The sequence below is a fragment of the Betaproteobacteria bacterium genome, assembly GCA_016709965.1.
Lineage (GTDB): Bacteria > Pseudomonadota > Gammaproteobacteria > Burkholderiales > Rhodocyclaceae > Azonexus > Azonexus amarohabitans.
Genome location: JADJLT010000003.1, coordinates 42039 through 59305, shown reverse-complemented (window position 1 = coordinate 59305; position 17267 = coordinate 42039). Strand labels below are relative to the sequence as shown.

At 61.5% G+C, this 17267-nt stretch carries 7 protein-coding genes; all 7 read left to right on the top strand.

The genetic code is table 11. The features are described 5' to 3' along the window. Positions 1 to 2178, top strand: coding sequence for an efflux RND transporter periplasmic adaptor subunit (locus IPJ12_12870; protein MBK7648016.1), 2178 nt, complete (start codon positions 1 to 3; stop codon positions 2176 to 2178). Next, entirely contained in the window at positions 2175 to 4148 is a 1974-nt protein-coding gene (locus IPJ12_12865) for a prepilin peptidase (GenBank protein ID MBK7648015.1), read from the top strand. The genes IPJ12_12870 and IPJ12_12865 overlap by 4 nt, the downstream gene beginning before the upstream one ends. Positions 4149 to 4339: 191 nt before the next feature. Further along, positions 4340 to 5698: an efflux RND transporter periplasmic adaptor subunit gene (locus IPJ12_12860; GenBank protein ID MBK7648014.1), complete on the top strand. Its 1359-nt coding sequence runs from the start codon at positions 4340 to 4342 to the stop codon at positions 5696 to 5698. Between the two features lie 82 nt (positions 5699 to 5780). Continuing rightward, positions 5781 to 13547, top strand: a complete 7767-nt coding sequence (locus IPJ12_12855; GenBank protein MBK7648013.1) for a DUF4347 domain-containing protein — start codon at positions 5781 to 5783, stop codon at positions 13545 to 13547. After that, on the top strand, positions 13519 to 15000 hold the full coding sequence (locus tag IPJ12_12850) for a tandem-95 repeat protein (protein ID MBK7648012.1): 1482 nt from the start codon (positions 13519 to 13521) through the stop codon (positions 14998 to 15000). Before IPJ12_12855 ends, IPJ12_12850 begins: the two co-directional genes overlap by 29 nt. Continuing rightward, positions 14997 to 15689 carry a hypothetical protein gene (locus IPJ12_12845; protein ID MBK7648011.1) on the top strand — a complete coding sequence of 231 codons (693 nt, stop codon included), beginning with the start codon at positions 14997 to 14999 and terminating at the stop codon, positions 15687 to 15689. Before IPJ12_12850 ends, IPJ12_12845 begins: the two co-directional genes overlap by 4 nt. Beyond that, a complete protein-coding gene (locus IPJ12_12840; GenBank protein ID MBK7648010.1) occupies positions 15686 to 17227 on the top strand; it encodes a diguanylate cyclase in 1542 nt (513 codons plus the stop codon). The genes IPJ12_12845 and IPJ12_12840 overlap by 4 nt, the downstream gene beginning before the upstream one ends. The last annotated feature ends 40 nt before the right edge of the window (positions 17228 to 17267 follow it).

Below are 17267 nucleotides of genomic sequence, written 5' to 3'. Positions count from 1 at the left end.
GTGACCGCGACGCTGTTCAGCGCGCGCTGGTATCGAGTCGCCGACCTCAAGCCGCGCCTGCGCCCGCAAGTCCGCATCCAGCGCAAGCGCTGGCGCGACCAGCGCTGGTTCGTCCTGACCGACGAAGCCAGCGGCCGCCATCACCGGATCAACGATGCCGCCTACCACTTCATCGGCCGCTGCAACGGCCTGCGCAACGTACAACAAGTCTGGGACGGCGTGCTTCAGATGCATGCCGATGACGCCTCGACGCAGGATGAAGTGGTCGATCTGCTGGTCAGCCTGAACGAAGCAGAGCTCATTCAATTCGACCGCATTCCCGATGTCGACAGCCTCTTCCAGCGCCGCGACGAATCAAGGCAGCGACGCCTGCGCAGCCTCGTCAATCCGCTGGCCTTCCGGCTACCGTTGGGCGACCCGAACGCGCTGCTGGCGCGTCTGGACGGCTTGGGCAAACTGCTGTTTCAGCCCGTCACCTTCTGGCTCTGGCTGCTGCTCATCGGGTTCGCAGCCTTGTCGGCGGCCGGCGAGTGGCGCGAACTTTTTGCGTTCGGTTCGACTCGCCTTCACTCACCCGCCTATCTCGGCCTGCTCTGGCTGACCTTTCCCCTCATCAAGGCGCTCCATGAAACCGGGCACGGGCTGGCCGTACGTCGCTGGGGTGGAGACGTGCATGAGGCAGGCGTGGCGCTGCTCGTCCTGATGCCGGCTCCCTATGTCGACGCCTCGGCCGCATCAGGTTTTCTCGGCCGCCAGCAACGCGCGCTGGTCAGCGCTGCCGGCATCATGATCGAACTGCTCATCGCGGCCATCGGCCTGCTGATCTGGTCGCAACTCAGTGGCGAAACAATGCGCGACATCGGCTTCGCGCTGTTCTTTATCGGCAGCCTGTCGACACTGCTCTTCAACGGAAATCCGTTGCTCCGCTTTGATGGCTACTACGTCCTCTGCGACGTCCTCGACCTGCCCAACCTTGCCTCACGCAGCAATGCCTACTGGCGCCACCTGTTGCACCGGCACCTCCTGCGCCTGCCCTCGGAAACTCCGCAGATGGGCCACGGCGAACGTAAATGGCTGCTGGCCTACGCGCCGCTTTCCCTGGCGTACCGGCTGCTGATCACGCTGACCATTCTGTTCTGGCTGGCCGGGCTCTGGCTCTTCGCCGCCGGCGTGGCCGCCATCTACTTCGCCGCAACCATGATCGCCCTGCCGCTTTGGCGTGGCTTCACCCAATCGCTGGCCAGTGCAACGCCAGGCAACGAAATGGCGCGCACGCGCCGCCGGCTGGCCGTTTTGCTGGCGGTTCCGGCCTTGCTGATCTTTGCACTGCCGCTGCCCTACAGCACTGTTGCTCCCGGTATCGTCTGGTTGCCGGACAAGGCGCAGATTCGCCCCGAGGTGGATGGCTTCGTCAGTGAGTTGCCGGTCAAGGATGGTAGCCAGGTCCACATTGGCGAGCTGATTGTCCGCCTCGAGAATCCCGAGCTACAGGTACAACAGGAAAAACTTGAAAGCCGCCTGATCGGCTTGCAAGCCGAACGTTACCGCCTGCTTCTCAGGGATCCCGAGGGTGCCCAGAATCAGGCCGAAGTCATCGAGAAGACCGAAGCCGAACTGGCCCGCGCCCAAGCCAAACTCGGCGACCTCGAGATCCGCGCCCGGGTCGATGGCCGCCTGGTGATGCCCCGACAGACCGACCTGCCCGGCCGTTTCATTCGCAATGGCGAGCCCATGGGCTATGTGCTGGCCGATGGCTTGGCAGTGATTCGCGCGGCCGTGCCGGAGAAGGATATTTCCCTCGTTCAGCAGCACACCCGATCGGCCGAGGTACGCCTGCCTGAAATGCCCGGCCGGCCGTTGGCGGCAAGCGTTCAGGCCGACACCCCGGCCGCCAGCCGCGAATTGCCCAGCGCGGCACTCGGCGACCGTGGCGGCGGACCTTACCTGACTGATCCACGTGACGAAAATGGCCGGCGTTTGCAAGAATCTGTCTTTCTGGTCGACTTGAAACTGGCCGACGATGAGCTGAAGCATGTCGGCGAACGAGCCTGGGTGCGCTTCGACCACGGCTATGCGCCGCTGGCCACGCAGCTTTATCGTCGGATCGCGCAGGTTTTCCTCAAGCAGTTCAGTGGCGCGCCACCGATGATGCCAGCCAGCCCAAGCACGTCTCGATGATGAAATCTCTCCCCTTGCCAGTCCCCGGACCGGTCTGGGGGCCATACCCGGAAAATCGTCGCCCATGGTCCGAGCTGCCTCGCCTTGAGCGCTGGCTGCAACAACTTGCCGTGCCCTTGAGCCGACGCCGGAGCGAAGCTGCCTTTCCGCAGTTTGTGGCCAGGGTTCGACAGTTTGAAGCGCCACTTCAGTCACTTGACGATGCAGCGCTGACTGAACGCATACGCCGCATCCGCCAACGTTTGCGCAACTCCGCGCTACCGGAAACGCTACTTGCCGAGGCCTTCGCCATCCTCGGCGAATGCAGCCAGCGATGCCTCGGACGACGACCTTTTGATGTGCAACTGATCGGTGCCCGCATCGTGCTCGACGGCAGCCTGGCGGAAATGGCCACCGGCGAAGGGAAAACCCTGACAGTCGCGCTGGCGGCGGCCTGCGGTGCGCTGGCCGGCATGCCGGTCCATGTCATGACGGTCAACGATTACCTCGTCCACCGCGATGCCGAAGCGCTCAGCCCGCTTTACGCGATGCTCGGGCTGTCAGTCGCCTACATCACCGAGGCGGCTACGCCCGCCGAGCGAAGCATCGCCTACGCCGCCGACATCGTGTATGCGACGGCCAAGGAGCTGGTTTTTGACAGTCTGCGTGACCGCATGGTGCCGGGTGCCGAGGGCCTGCGCTGGCACACCGACCGCCTGCTCGGCAAAGCGCGGCCGACTACCCTGCGCGGCTTCTGTCTGGGCATCATCGACGAAGCCGACAGCATCCTGATCGATGAAGCCCGCGTGCCACTGATTTTGTCGGATGCTGCGGTCAACCCGGAAAAAGACGCTTTTTTCAAAGAATCACTGGCCCTCGCCCGCGGCCTAAAGAGCGGTGAGGACTTCATACTGGACGCCCGGGCAGAGCATGCCTTGCTGACGGCGCAAGGAAAAAAGCGTATTGAAAAAGGCACCGGCTGGCTGAGCCGGCCTTGGCACAACCGCACGCATCGCGAGGCGATGGTCACCATCGCCCTCGTCGCGCTGCATGCCCTGCAGCGCGATCGTGACTACCTGGTCGCCGACAATGCCGTGCACATCATCGACCTCAACACCGGACGCACGGCGCCGGGCCGCGCCTGGTCACAAGGCCTGCACCAACTGGTCGAATTGAAAGAGGGCTGCACGCCCACTTTGCCGGCGGCACCGCTGACCGCCACCAGTTTTCAACGCTTCTTCCCGCGTTACGTTCGCCTCGGTGGATTGAGCGGCACCCTGCACGAGGCACGGGACGAGCTGTTCGCCACCTACGGGTTGGCCGTTTGCCGTGTTCCGCTGCGCCGACCATCGGCCCGCGTGACCCTGCCGCCGCGCCTGTTTACCGATCACGCCAGCCTGTGGCCAGCGGTTTGCGTCCGCATCCGGGAAATGATCGACGCCGGGCGCCCGGTGCTGATCGGCACGGAATCTGTCCTCGACTCCGAAGCGCTCGCCCGGCACTTGCAGGCAGCCGGCATTGCCCACTTGCTGCTCAATGCCCGCAACGACAGCGAGGAGGCCGCCATCGTCGCCCACGCTGGCCAAGCCGGACGGGTCACGGTGGCAACCAACATGGCCGGTCGCGGCACTGATATTCTGTTAGCGCCCGAAGTAGCCGAACGTGGCGGCCTGCACATCATCAACTGCCAGCTCAACGATGCTCGCCGCATCGACCGGCAACTGATCGGGCGATGCGCCCGGCAGGGCGATCCGGGCAGCGTTGAAACCTGGCTGTCACTCGACAGCCACCTGTTGCGCAGCACCCTGCCCGCCGGATTGCGTCGTTGGCTGGCCAGACGCTGCCCGATCAACTCACCGCGCCTGCTGGCCGCGCTCTTTGCCTGGCCACAACGAGCGCGGGAAAGTCACGACGCCCTGTTGCGCCGACGGCTGCTAGCGCAGATAAAACAGCAAAATCGACAACTGGCTTTTTCGGCGACTCAAGAATGAACGCTAAGGATTCACCCTGCTATGGACATGCAAACTCAAGACTGCGGCGTTTTTGCCGTAATTAAGACGACGCCCAGCTTGCGTGTACTTAAAATGTAAAATATGTCTCAATTCGGAAATATTCGACAGCCTACATAACCCGGCGCGTTGAAAATTGTGTCTGTCACCTCAAGCAAAATGAAACTCACCACATGATTTCGCCACCAGACCACCTGCGTCGCCGAGCGCTGCAGCTTTTCGGTCTTGTCGCCTTGGTTGTCGGCAGCGCCCACGCGGCGCAGCCGCTGGGCTGCCTGATTGAGGCCGAGCGGACGGCTGATATCGGCAGTCAGGTCGTGGGCATTATCGAATCCATTCCCGTCGAACGTGGCGACATGGTCAAGAAAGGCCAGGTTCTGGCCGTCCTCAAAGCGCAATCCGAGCGCGCAGCCGTCGCTCTGGCCAAGGCGCGGCAAGAAGCGGAGGGCGAGGTTCACGCCGCCGAAGCCGCCGCCCGATTTTCTGCCCAGCAACTGGCGCGCAACGAAGACCTGTTCAAGCGGAACTTCATTTCGCACAACGCCCTGGACCAAAGCCGCGCCGATGCCGAAGTTACTCGCCAGAAATTGGAACAAGCGCGTGAAAACCGCCGCGTCGCCAGCAATGAAGTGGACTACTCGCGCGCTCTGCTGAGTCAGCGCTCGATCATCAGCCCCTTTGACGGCGTCGTCACCGAACGCTACCTGGCCCCGGGCGAACGCGTCGAGGAAAAAGCAATCCTGCGCGTGGCACAAATTGACCCGCTGCGTGTTCAGGTGGTCGTTCCCATCAGCCTCTACGGCCAGATCGCACCCGGCGACAGCGCCTCCATTCAGCCCGAACTGCCGGGGGCTGGCACTGTCCGCGCCCAGGTCACCCGTGTCGACAAGGTCATCGATCCGGCCAGCAACACCTTCCGCACCCTGCTCCGCCTCGACAACCCGACGCACACACTACCCGCCGGCCTGCGCTGCAAGGCTGATTTCGCAAAAATCAGTGCCAGCGCGACGAATCCACCACTGACAGCAGCCTCGCCAGCCATTGCTGCGGTCAACCCGAAAAAAGAGCCAAAACCGGAAATTTCCGTCCCGGCTGTTGCACCGCCCAAGGCCAGCGATACAAGCCCCAAGCCGGCGCTCAAATCGGCGCCGCCAGCCAGCAAACCTCTCGCCAAGGCCACCAGCAAGTCGCCGGGCGAAGCCGTCAGTGAACTGGTCGAACAATGGCGCAAAGCCTGGGCGAGTAAACAGGTCGAGCGCTATCTCGCCTTTTATGCCGGCAACTTCCAACCAACGCACCACCCCAGCCGGGAAGTATGGGCCGAAGAACGGCAGCAGCGCCTGGCACGGCCCGAGCCGATCACGCTGAGCATCGAGCAACTCCAAACCACGAGCCCGACGCCCAACGAGGTTAAGACCACCTTCGAGCAGCACTACCAGGCCGGAGATTTCACCGAAACCGTCCACAAGGCACTGCTCTGGCGCAAGCAAGCCGGACGCTGGCTGATTGTTCAGGAGCGCACCCTGCTGTGAGCGATGGAGAGCGACGCGCCTCAAAGCCGCTCGCCCTGATCAACGGCGAGCGCCGGGCTGACCAGCAGAAACGGGCCTCAGCATGAGTCGGCGCCACCGGCCGGTTGTCGAGGAACTGGAACCGCGCATTCTCTTCTCGGCTGACCTCGCCACCCTGACCGGCGCCCATCTGCTCGACACCGCCGAGGTTCGCCAGATTGCACCGACGAACAACGCAAACCTCAGCAATCTGGCGGAAAGCAGCCAGATCGAGGCCGCTCGGCGCGGAATCGTATTCGTCGACACCAGTGTCGACCACTGGGAAACCCTGGTCAGCGATATCGAAGCTGCCGCCGGAAAAAACAAACTCGATGTCGTACTGATCGATGCCAGCCGCGACGGTATCGACCAGATTAGCGCAGCACTGGCCAGCCGCGATGACCTCGACGCCATCCACATCATCTCGCACGGCAGCGCCGGCACGCTGCAGCTGGGCACGACTCAGCTAGACGGTGCGATGCTGACTACTCGCGCCGCTCAAATCCAGGGTTGGCAAACGGCCCTCAATGGCAATGCCGACCTCCTGCTCTACGGTTGCGATGTTGCCAGCACGGCTGACGGACAAGCCTTCGTCGCCCGCCTGGGCGCACTGACCGGCGCTGACGTTGCCGCGAGTTCGGACAAGACCGGCAATGCCGCGCAAGGCGGCAACTGGCAGTTCGAATACAAATTTGGCAGCATCGAAACACAGAGCGTTGCTGGCACTACCGAACCAACCCAGTGGGCTGGCACGCTGGCCATCACCAGCAATGGCACCGTCACATCCACCCAGACAACCGGCGCCACCAGCCTCACCTGGTCCCACACTGTCAGCGCCGGCAGCAACCGGGTACTGGTTGTCGAGCTCGCCCTCGACGGACTGGGCGCACCGGCTTCCTCGGTTACCTACGGCGGTGTCGCCCTTACCCAGATCGGTCGCGGCACGGGCAATCATGCGGTCGAACTCTGGGCGCTGATCAACCCCACTGTCGGAACGGCCAATGTGGTGGCGTCATTTTCAGGGACAACCGCCGCTGCTGGCGGTGCAAGCACGTTCAATGGCGTTGCCCAGACCATAGGCACTGCATTCGGCACCTTCGTCAGCGCAACGGGGACCGGCACCACCGCTTCAGTGACTGCATCCAGTGCCGCCGGTGAACAGGTCATAGACGTTTTGTATTGGAGAAACAGTCCAGCCACCAGTGCTACCCCCGGTGCAGGGCAAACTTCATACTGGTCGCAAACCAACAGCACGATGGGTGGCGGCGCCACTCTTGAAGCAGGCGCCGCCAGCGTCGTGATGAGCAGCAATCTGAGTGGATCAGTGCAATGGGAAATCGCTGCGGTGTCAATGAAGACTGCAGCTGGCATCACCGTCACCCCCACCAGTGGACTGACCACGACCGAAGCCGGCGGCACGGCCACCTTTAACGTGGTTCTCGACAAGGCCCCAACGGCGAATGTCACGATTGCCCTGAGCTCCTCCGACAGCAGCGAAGGTACGCTGTCAACCAGCAGCCTGACCTTCACGACAGCCAATTGGAGCACACCGCAAACAGTCACCGTGACCGGTGTCGATGACAGTTTTATCGATGGCAACATCGCCTACAGTGTCATCACCGCTGCAGCGAGCAGCGCCGACGCAAGCTACAACGGGCTAAATGCCAGCGACATCAGTCTGAGCAATACTGACAACGACACGATCAACACGCTTTACGTCGACACAGCGAGCGATACGGTCGACGGCACGGTCACCAGTATTGCCAGCCTCATGGCCAACAAGGGCGCCGACGGAAAGATCAGTCTGCGCGAAGCAATCACTGCGGCAAACAATACCGCCAATGGCTCGGGCGGGGCGGATGTCATCGCCTTCAATATCGCAGGTGGCGGCGTGCAGACGATCACGCTCGGCGCAACGGCCCTGCCCGGCATCACCAATGCAGTCGTGATCGACGGCTGGACTCAGCCGGGCTATGCCGGCACACCGCTGATCGTCATCAATGGCATCAATGCCCCGAATTCGGCGGATGGTCTGAGCATTACCGTAGGTGGCAGCACCGTGCGCGGCTTGGTAATTGAAAATTTCGGCCACTACGGCATCTATATGATCACCGGTGGCGGTAACCTTATCGAGGGCAACTATATCGGCACCAATGCCGCCGGTACGGCAGCCGCTGCCAACCGTTTCGGTATCGTCATCGCCAGTTCCGCCAACAATACGATCGGCGGGACCACCGCCGCCAGCCGAAACATCATCTCCGGCAACAGCTTCGACGGTATCAACGTCAGTGGCGCGGGGGCCACCGGCAACCTCATCCTCGGCAACTACATCGGCACCAACGCGACCGGCACCGGAGCCATTGCCAATTCCGGGCTGGGTATTGCTCTCGCCTCGGCAAACAATACCGTGGGCGGCACCAGCGCCGGTTCGCGCAATATCATCTCCGGCAATGGTCTTTCCGGCGTCGAAATCACCAGCGCATCAGCCACCGGCAACACCGTCGCCGGCAACTACATCGGCGTCAACGCTGCCGGCACCGCCGCCATCGCCAATGGCGAAACCGGCGTAATGATTGATACCGGCGCCTCAGGCAATACCATTGGCGGTGCTACCGCTGCTGCTCGCAACGTCATCTCGGGCAATACGCAGTACGGGGTGATCGTCTCAGCCCAAGCTGGCGCCACCACCAACAACATTATCCAGGGCAATTACCTGGGCACCAATGCGGCTGGTACGGCAGCGGTGTCAAACGGTGGTTTCGGCGTGGTAATCGACTATGCCGCTTCCAACACCAGCATCCTGAACAACGTGATCTCTGGCAACACCAACACCAGTTGGAGCGCTTCCAGAGGTGGCATCTATCTGTATGCCAACGGTGCCACGATCCAGGGCAACATCATCGGTCTGGACGCCACGGGGACGGTCACCTTGGGTAATGGCGGCGGAGCATCCACCGCCGGCATCTTCGAGGCGGGCGGTTCGAGCAACGTACTTATTGGCGGCACCGGCGCAAGCCAGGGCAACACCATCGCCGGCAACACGGGCGCGGGTGTTGCGGTCTTGGCGGATCCGGGCAACATCCAGATTCTCACGAATTCGATCTACGGCAATACGGGTTTGGGGATAGACCTCGGCAATAATGGGGTCACGACCAACGATGCTGGCGACGCAGATAGCGGCGCCAACAACCTGCAGAACTTCCCGGCGCTAATTGGCGCGACGACAAATGGCAGCACGATTGTCATTGCCGGCTCACTCAACAGCACTGCCTCCGGTTACTACCGCATCGAGTTTTTCTCAAATTCGTCGGCGGATGGCACCGGATACGGCGAAGGTCGGACCTATCTCGGTTACGCCAATGTAAACACCAACGGCAGCGGCAACGCAACGTTCAATACTACATTATCGGTCTCGGTCGCGGCAGGCCAGTACGTCTCCGCCACTGCAACCAAGGCCAACGCCAGCTATACAACTTTTACTGACACCTCCGAATTCGCGCAGAATGTCACTGCGGTTGCGCCAAATAACGCGCCAAGCGGCACCAACAAAACGCAAACGATTCTGGAGGATGCGAGCCACATATTCAGCACCGCAGATTTTGGCTTCTCAGACCCTAGCGACAGTCCGGCCAACAATCTTCTCGCTGTAAAGATCTCGACCCTGCCAACGGCAGGCAGCCTGACGCTATCCGGCGCGGCAGTGACCGCAGGCCAGACGATCACCGCCGCCGACATCGCGGCCAGCAAGCTGGTTTTCATGCCGGTCGCGAATGCGAATGGCGCTGCCTATGCCAGTTTCACCTTCCAGGTTCAGGACGACGGCGGCACCAGCAATGGCGGTGTCGATCTCGATCCGACACCCAACACCTTTACCTTCAATGTCACTGCCGTCAACGACGCCCCAATTCTCGCCGACACCGCACTTTCCCTGACCGTCGCTGAGGATGCCGGCGTGCCATCCGGGGCAGTCGTCTCACTGCTCAGCGCCTTCACCGGCGGCATCAGCGATGTGGATAGCGGTGCCGTGAATGGCATTGCCCTGGTCGCCAGCAATGAGACCAATGGCAGCTGGTACTACACCACCAACGGTGGCACCAACTGGACGACTGTCGGCACAGTCAACGCCACCTCGTCGCTACTGCTCGCCAACAACGCCAGTACGCGCCTGTATTTCTCGCCGGCCGCCAACTACAACGGTTCTTCCTCTTCGGCCCTTACTCTTCGCGCCTGGGATCAGACCAGCGGCACGGCCGGGACCAAGGTGACGACTTCGACCAATGGCGGCTCCTCCGCCTTTTCCAGCGCCACCGATGTCGTCGATGTCAGCGTGACTGCGGTTAACGATCCACCAGTCAACAGCGTGCCGGGTGCTCAAAGCACCAACGAGGACACCGCCACGGTATTTTCCTCTGCCAACGGCAATGCGATCTCAATCACGGATATAGACGCCGGCGGAGTAAACAATCAAGTTACGCTCAGCGTCACCAACGGCACACTGACTCTGGCCAGCACCGGCGGACTGACATTTGTCAGCGGCGATGGCAGCAGCGACGCGACAATGACCTTCCGCGGCACCGCCAGCGCGATCAATACCGCGCTCAATGGCCTGAGCTACAGCCCGACCGCCAACTACAACGGCAACGCCACGCTAACTCTGGCAACCAAGGACGCCGTACTATTGAGTCTGGACATTGACACCAGCCTCCTCGGCCATTACACCTTCGACAGCGCCTTCCTGGGCAATGACAGCAGTCCGGCAGCCGGCAACATGGCCGCTGTGGTCGGAGCCACGAGCGTCGTAGACGGGACGCGCGGCAAGGTTGTGTCACTGGACGGCACCGCCAACAGCAACCTGCAGATTACCGGCACTTTCGGCGCACCAGCCAACGTGACCATTGCTGCCTGGGTTAACTTGACCGCTGCCGATACGTCCGGTGCCGAAGTCATCTCTCTGGGTGACAATGTTTTGCTGCGCCTCGATGCTGGCGGAGCCATGATCGGCGGGTATTACAACGGCATCACCTGGGTTGGCACCTCCTACAATACCGTCCTGGCCGGCACTGGCTGGCACCATGTAGCATTTAGCTTCAATGACACAGCCAATGCGACGGCCTTGTATCTCGACGGCACCCTGGTCGCCCAGATCAGCACGGCCGATTCGATCAGCTACACGCAGGGCACCACAACCTTCATCGGCACCCACGGGAATGGCCAGCCAAACTTCAACTTCCAAGGACTGATCGACGAAGCGCGCGTTTACAATCGCGCGCTCAGCGCTATCGAAATCGCCACCCTCGCCAGCGACATGACGATGACCGACACCGATACGGTGGCCGTCAGCATCACCCCGGTCAATGATGCACCGTTCTTCTCCAACCTCAACGGCACGCCGACTTATACCGAGAATGCTGCGGCGGTCGTGCTCGATGCCGATGTCACCATCACCGACGCGGAACTCAGTGCCGCCAACAATTTTAATGGTGCGACGCTGACGCTCACGCGCAACGGCGGCACCAACGCCCAGGACCTATTCTCGGCTACGGGCACGCTTGGCGCCCTGACACAGGGAGGCAGCCTGATAGTAGGCGGCACGACTATTGGCGCCGTCACTACCAATAGCAACGGCACCTTGCTCCTTGCCTTCAATGCCAACGCGACCAACGCGCTAGTGAACTCGGCAATGCAGCAGATCGCCTACAGCAACAGTAGTGATTCGCCACCAACCAGCGCGCAGATCAACTGGACCTTCAGCGATGGCAATACTGGCAGCCAGGGTGCGGGAGGAATACTGAGCGTAACGGGCAGCACAACCGTCGCCATCACCGCAGTGAACGATCTGCCAATCACCACCACCAGCGGCAGCGCACTCGCCTACACCGAGAACCAGGTCGCCACCGCCGTCGATCCCGGCTTTACGGTCAGCGACGTGGACAACGCGAACCTGGCCAGTGCTACGGTCAGCATCACCGCCGGATTCGCCAGCGGACAGGATACGCTCGCTTTCAGCAATCAGAATGGCATCACCGGCAGCTGGAACAGCAGCACCGGCGTACTGACGCTCAGCGGCAGCGCCACACTGGCGAACTACCAGGCTGCTCTGCGCAGCGTGACATACGTCAACACCTCCGAGGCCCCGAGCACCAGCACCCGTACAGTCTCCTTCGTCGCCAACGATGGCACAGACAACAGCGCTGCCGCCACGCGCAACATCACCATCACCGCCGTCAACGACGCCCCAATTCTTGCCGACACCCCACTTTCCCTGACCGTCGCTGAGGATGCCGGCGTGCCATCCGGGGCAGTCGGCTCACTGCTCAGCGCCTTCACCGGCGGCATCAGCGATGTGGATAGCGGTGCCGTGAATGGCATTGCCCTGGTCGCCAGCAATGAGACCAATGGCAGCTGGTACTACACCACCAACGGTGGCACCAACTGGACGACTGTCGGCACAGTCAACGCCACCTCGTCGCTACTGCTCGCCAACAACGCCAGTACCCGCCTGTATTTCTCGCCGGCCGCCAATTACAACGGATCTTCCACCTCTGCCCTTACCCTTCGCGCCTGGGATCAGACCAGCGGCACGGCCGGGACCAAGGTCGATACCTCGACCAATGGCGGCACCACTGCCTTTTCCAGCGCGACCGATGTGGTCGATGTCAGCGTTACCCCGGTCAATGACGCGCCAGTCATCACCTCGAACGGTGGCGGCGCTACCGCCAGCGTCAATGCCGCCGAGAATCAGAGCGCCGTGACCACCGTCACCGCGACCGATCCGGATGTCGGCGCGGTGCTCACCTACAGTATCGCCGGCGGCAGCGATGCCGGCCGCTTCACGATCGATAGCAATTCCGGCGTGCTGGTTTTCAGTTTCAGCCCGAATTTCGAGTCGACCGTGGATGCCAATGGCGATGGGGTTTATGAGGTCATCGTCGCCGTCTCCGACGGCAGCCTGAGCGATACCCAGGCCCTCTCGGTGACCGTCACCAATGTCAATGAGGCACCGACGCTGGTCGCCTTGTCGAACAGCACCTTGCCCGAGAACACCGATACCTCGGCCGGTACCGTCGTCGGCAGTCTGACGGCGAGCGATCCGGATGCCGCCGACAGCACCACCTACAGCATCGTCGGCGGCGCCGACGCCGGGGTCTTCAGCCTCGGCGGGGCGAGCAGCGATCAGTTGCTGATCACCGCCGGCACCCTCGATTTCGAGACGAAGTCGTCGTATGCCGTGACCGTCCGGGTGACCGATGGCGGTGGCCTGTTCCATGATCAGGCCCTGCTCATCTCGGTCAGCGATGTCAATGAGACACCGAGCTTTACCAGTGCCGCGCTGACCACCGGGACGCAGGATACGGCTTACAGTTACACCATCACAACGACTGATCCGGATAGCGGTGCGGTGTTGTCCATCTCGGCCCCGACCTTGCCGGCCTGGCTGACCCTGACCGATCACGGTGACGGCACGGCGACCCTGGCCGGGACACCGGGCAATGCCGAGGTCGGCAGTCACAGTGTGGTCTTGCAGGTGTCCGATGGGGCCCTGACCGCCAGCCAGAGTTTTACGCTGACCGTCAGCAATGTGAATGACGCGCCAGTCATCACCTCGAACGGTGGCGGCGCTACCGCCAGCGTCAATGCCGCCGAGAATCAGAGCGCCGTGACCACCGTCACCGCGACCGATCCGGATGTCGGCGCGGTGCTCACCTACAGTATCGCCGGCGGCAGCGATGCCGGCCGCTTCACGATCGATAGCAATTCCGGCGTGCTGGTTTTCAGTTTCAGCCCGAATTTCGGAGTCGACCGTGGATGCCAATGGCGATGGGGTTTATGAGGTCATCGTCGCCGTCTCCGACGGCAGCCTGAGCGATACCCAGGCCCTCTCGGTGACCGTCACCAATGTCAATGAGGCACCGACGCTGGTCGCAGATACCTTCACTGGCAACGAAGATACGTCTATCGTGGGAAATATTCTGAGCAACGACAGCGATCCGGACGGTGATGCGCTCACAGCCCTACTGGTAGCAGGCCCCAGCCATGGCACGCTGACGCTGAATAACGATGGCAGTTTCAGTTACGCGCCAACCGCCAACTGGAATGGCAGTGACAGCTTCAGCTATCAGGCGAGTGACGGCACCCTGAATTCCACGCCGACCAGCGTAACGCTCACCGTTACACCGATGAACGACTCGCCGGTCGTCAGCCCGATTACGCTGGCCAACCTGGCCGAGGACAATGCGCTGCTGATTACCCAGGCCAATCTTCTGGCCGGCGCCAGCGATGTTGATGGCGACGCCCTGACGGCCATCAACCTTGCACTGGTTGGCGGTAGCGGCACGCTGACCGACCACGGTGACGGCACGTGGACCTTCTCGCCAGCCAGCAACTGGAACGGCAACGTCTCTTTCAGCTTTGCCGTCAGCGATGGCACGACGACCGCTGCCAACACGGCCAGCCTGACTGTGACAGAAATCAACGATGCACCGACCACCACGCCGGTTACCCTGGCGCCCATCGCGGAAGATAGTGGCGCCCATCTGATCACCCAGGCGGCACTGCTGGCAAACGCTGCCGATGTCGACGGCGACCCACTGACTGCCAGCAACCTGCTGATTAGCGCCGGCAATGGCAGCTTGGTCGACAACGGTGACGGCACATGGACTTACACCCCGGCCGCCAATGACGACACGGCCGTCAGTTTCAGCTACATCATTACGGACAACGGGACGAGCAACGGTGCTGCCGATCCAAAATCAACGGCCACTACCGCCAGCCTCGACCTGACGCCGGTCAACGATGCGCCGACATCTGCCAACGCCATGTTGAACCTGACAGAAGATACACCGGGTAGCGGTCTGCTACCCGCTGCCACCGACATCGAAGGCGACCCGATCATCTACGCGCTGGCTGGCGCCGCCAGCCATGGCAGCGTGACCATCAATACCGACGGTAGCTACAACTATCTCCCGGCCCAGAATTTCAACGGCAACGACAGCTTTATTTTCAGCGTTTCCGACAACCAGGGCGGCAGCCAGAATTACCGTATCGATATAACGCTAGCGCCGGTCAATGACGCCCCGATCGCGGCCAATTTTGCCGCCAGCACCGAAGCAAACACCTTGCTGACTGCAACCCTGCCGGCTGCCACTGACGTCGACGGGGACCCGATCAGCTACGGGCTGCTCAATCCTGCCGGCCATGGCACGGTGAGCGTTCTGTCAAATGGCCAGTTCAGCTATCAGCCCACGGCCAATTACAACGGTCCCGACAACTTACCTACTCGGTGAGCGATGGGCAGGGCGGCACGGGCGTCTACAGCGTGGCGCTCAGCGTCAGCCCCGCCGGCGCAGGCATCATCATCCCGCCACCGCAACCACCCACCGACACCACCGGCGCCGGCGATACAACGCCAGGCGACACCGGCACGCAGCAGCCCGGCTCTGGCAACGACGGCAGCAAGTCTGGCCCGCCTTCCTCACAGATCGTTCTGGGACGTGCCGACCCTGCCAACACAAGCAGCAATGGCAGCGATAAGGTGGCCGCCACCACCAACGTCAAGAGCATCAGCCATGTTGCCGCGGCAATTGAACCCCCCCCAAGCCGACTCGCCGCCAGTCGCGAAAATCCGGAATTGTGGAACATCGATGAGGCCAGCCTTGAGTATTTGTGGAAGCCGATATTCCGCACCATTGGCAACGCATCCCGATCAGACGACGGTAGCGTTGAATTCCAGCCGGGCACGTTTGGTGATGATGCCGGGGGCATGCAATGGTTGCTGGATATCACGCCTGCGAAGGCCGCAGGTGTGACGCTGTCGGTGGGAGTGGTCTGGTGGACGCTACGGGCCGGTGGTCTTCTCGCCAGCCTTGCGGCCTCGCTGCCGGTATGGCGCGGCATCGATATCACGATGATTCTCGATGACCAGGCCTCTGGGGCAAGCACGAAAAAGAATGCTTCGCCGGAAGACCGAACATGAGTCGCAAAGCCTTCCGTTTCGGACCGATTGCCCGACTCAGTCTCGGTCTGGCAGCGCTCTCGCTGAGCTTGCTGATGATTGGCGACTTCCTGTTTGGCCTTGGCGCAAACGACGCGCTGATTGTTCAGCATTTACGGAAACGGCTGACGGAAACGGTCGCAACACAATCGATAGTCCTGATCGAACAGGATAATCAGCCCGCTCTCGGCAAGACGCTCAACCGCATACTTGCCGCCAATCCCGACATGCGCTCCCTGGCTGTGCGCCGCAGTGATGGCAGCCTGCTAATTGAACGAGGCGACCACAACACGCACTGGCAATTGCGCAACAGCGCACGCTCATCACTGGAGCAAGTCAGCGTACCCATCTACGCCAATCAGGCCCAATGGGGGCAGCTCGAAATCAGTTTCAACCCGACGGCCAAACCCGGATTGCTCGACATGATCCGCCAACCGATGAGCATGATGATCATGCTGATGAGTGTGGGTGGATTTCTGATTTATTACGCCTACCTGCGCCGTGCCATGCACTATCTGGATCCGTCTGCCGCTGTTCCGGAGCGCGTACATAAGGCCTTCGACACCTTGGCCGATGCCTTGCTCGTACTCGATACCGACGGGCGCATTCTGCTCGCCAATGCGGCCTTTCAGCGCATGAACGGCAGTACGAAGAAGATCACTATCGGGATGGGCATTTCCGAAATAGCCTGGCTAAAAAATGCGACGATCAGCATGGGGCCGCTGGGTGCGCCATGGGAACGGGCGTTACGAGAACAGGTTGCGGTGACCGATATTCATATGCGCGCCATCAACGATGCTGCTACTACCATCGATCTTTCCGTCAGTTGCTCGCTCGTTCGCGACGACAACGGCACAATGCGCGGCTGTCTGGTCAGCCTCACCGACCAGAGCGAACTCGAAAGAAGCAACGAACAATTACGAAACGCGATCGCTGAAATCGGCCAGTCACGCGCCCGAATCAAGGCCCAGAACGAAAAGCTGCAACACCTCGCCTCGCGCGACCCCCTGACCGCGTGCTTCAACCGGCGCGCCTTCTTCGAACAGCTGGCCCCCAAATTCAGTTCAGCACTACGCAACAACGACAACCTGTGCTGCATCATGACGGACATCGACCATTTCAAGAACTTCAACGATCTCTATGGTCATGCAGTCGGCGATCAGGTTATCCGCACTGTCGCGACCAATATCGAACGCCAGCTCCGCCAGGAGGACCTGCTCTGTCGCTATGGCGGTGAAGAGTTCTGCATCGTTCTGTTCGACGTAAATACCGAAACTGCCTTCAACATTGCTGAACGCATTCGAATTGCGCTGGAAAACCATGGAAATTCCGCGGTCCGTAGCATCGAGGTTCACCAGATCACCTCAAGTTTCGGCATCGCATCACTTGCCGATGGTGCCGGCACGGTCGAGCATCTGATAGAACAAGCCGACAGCGCGCTCTATGCATCGAAAGCAAATGGCCGGAACCGGACAACCATCTGGGAACCCAGCATCGGGATCGGCGGCAAGGCGAGTTGAAGCACCAGCCGCCGTACCGCCTTGCCTAAAGCCACACGCC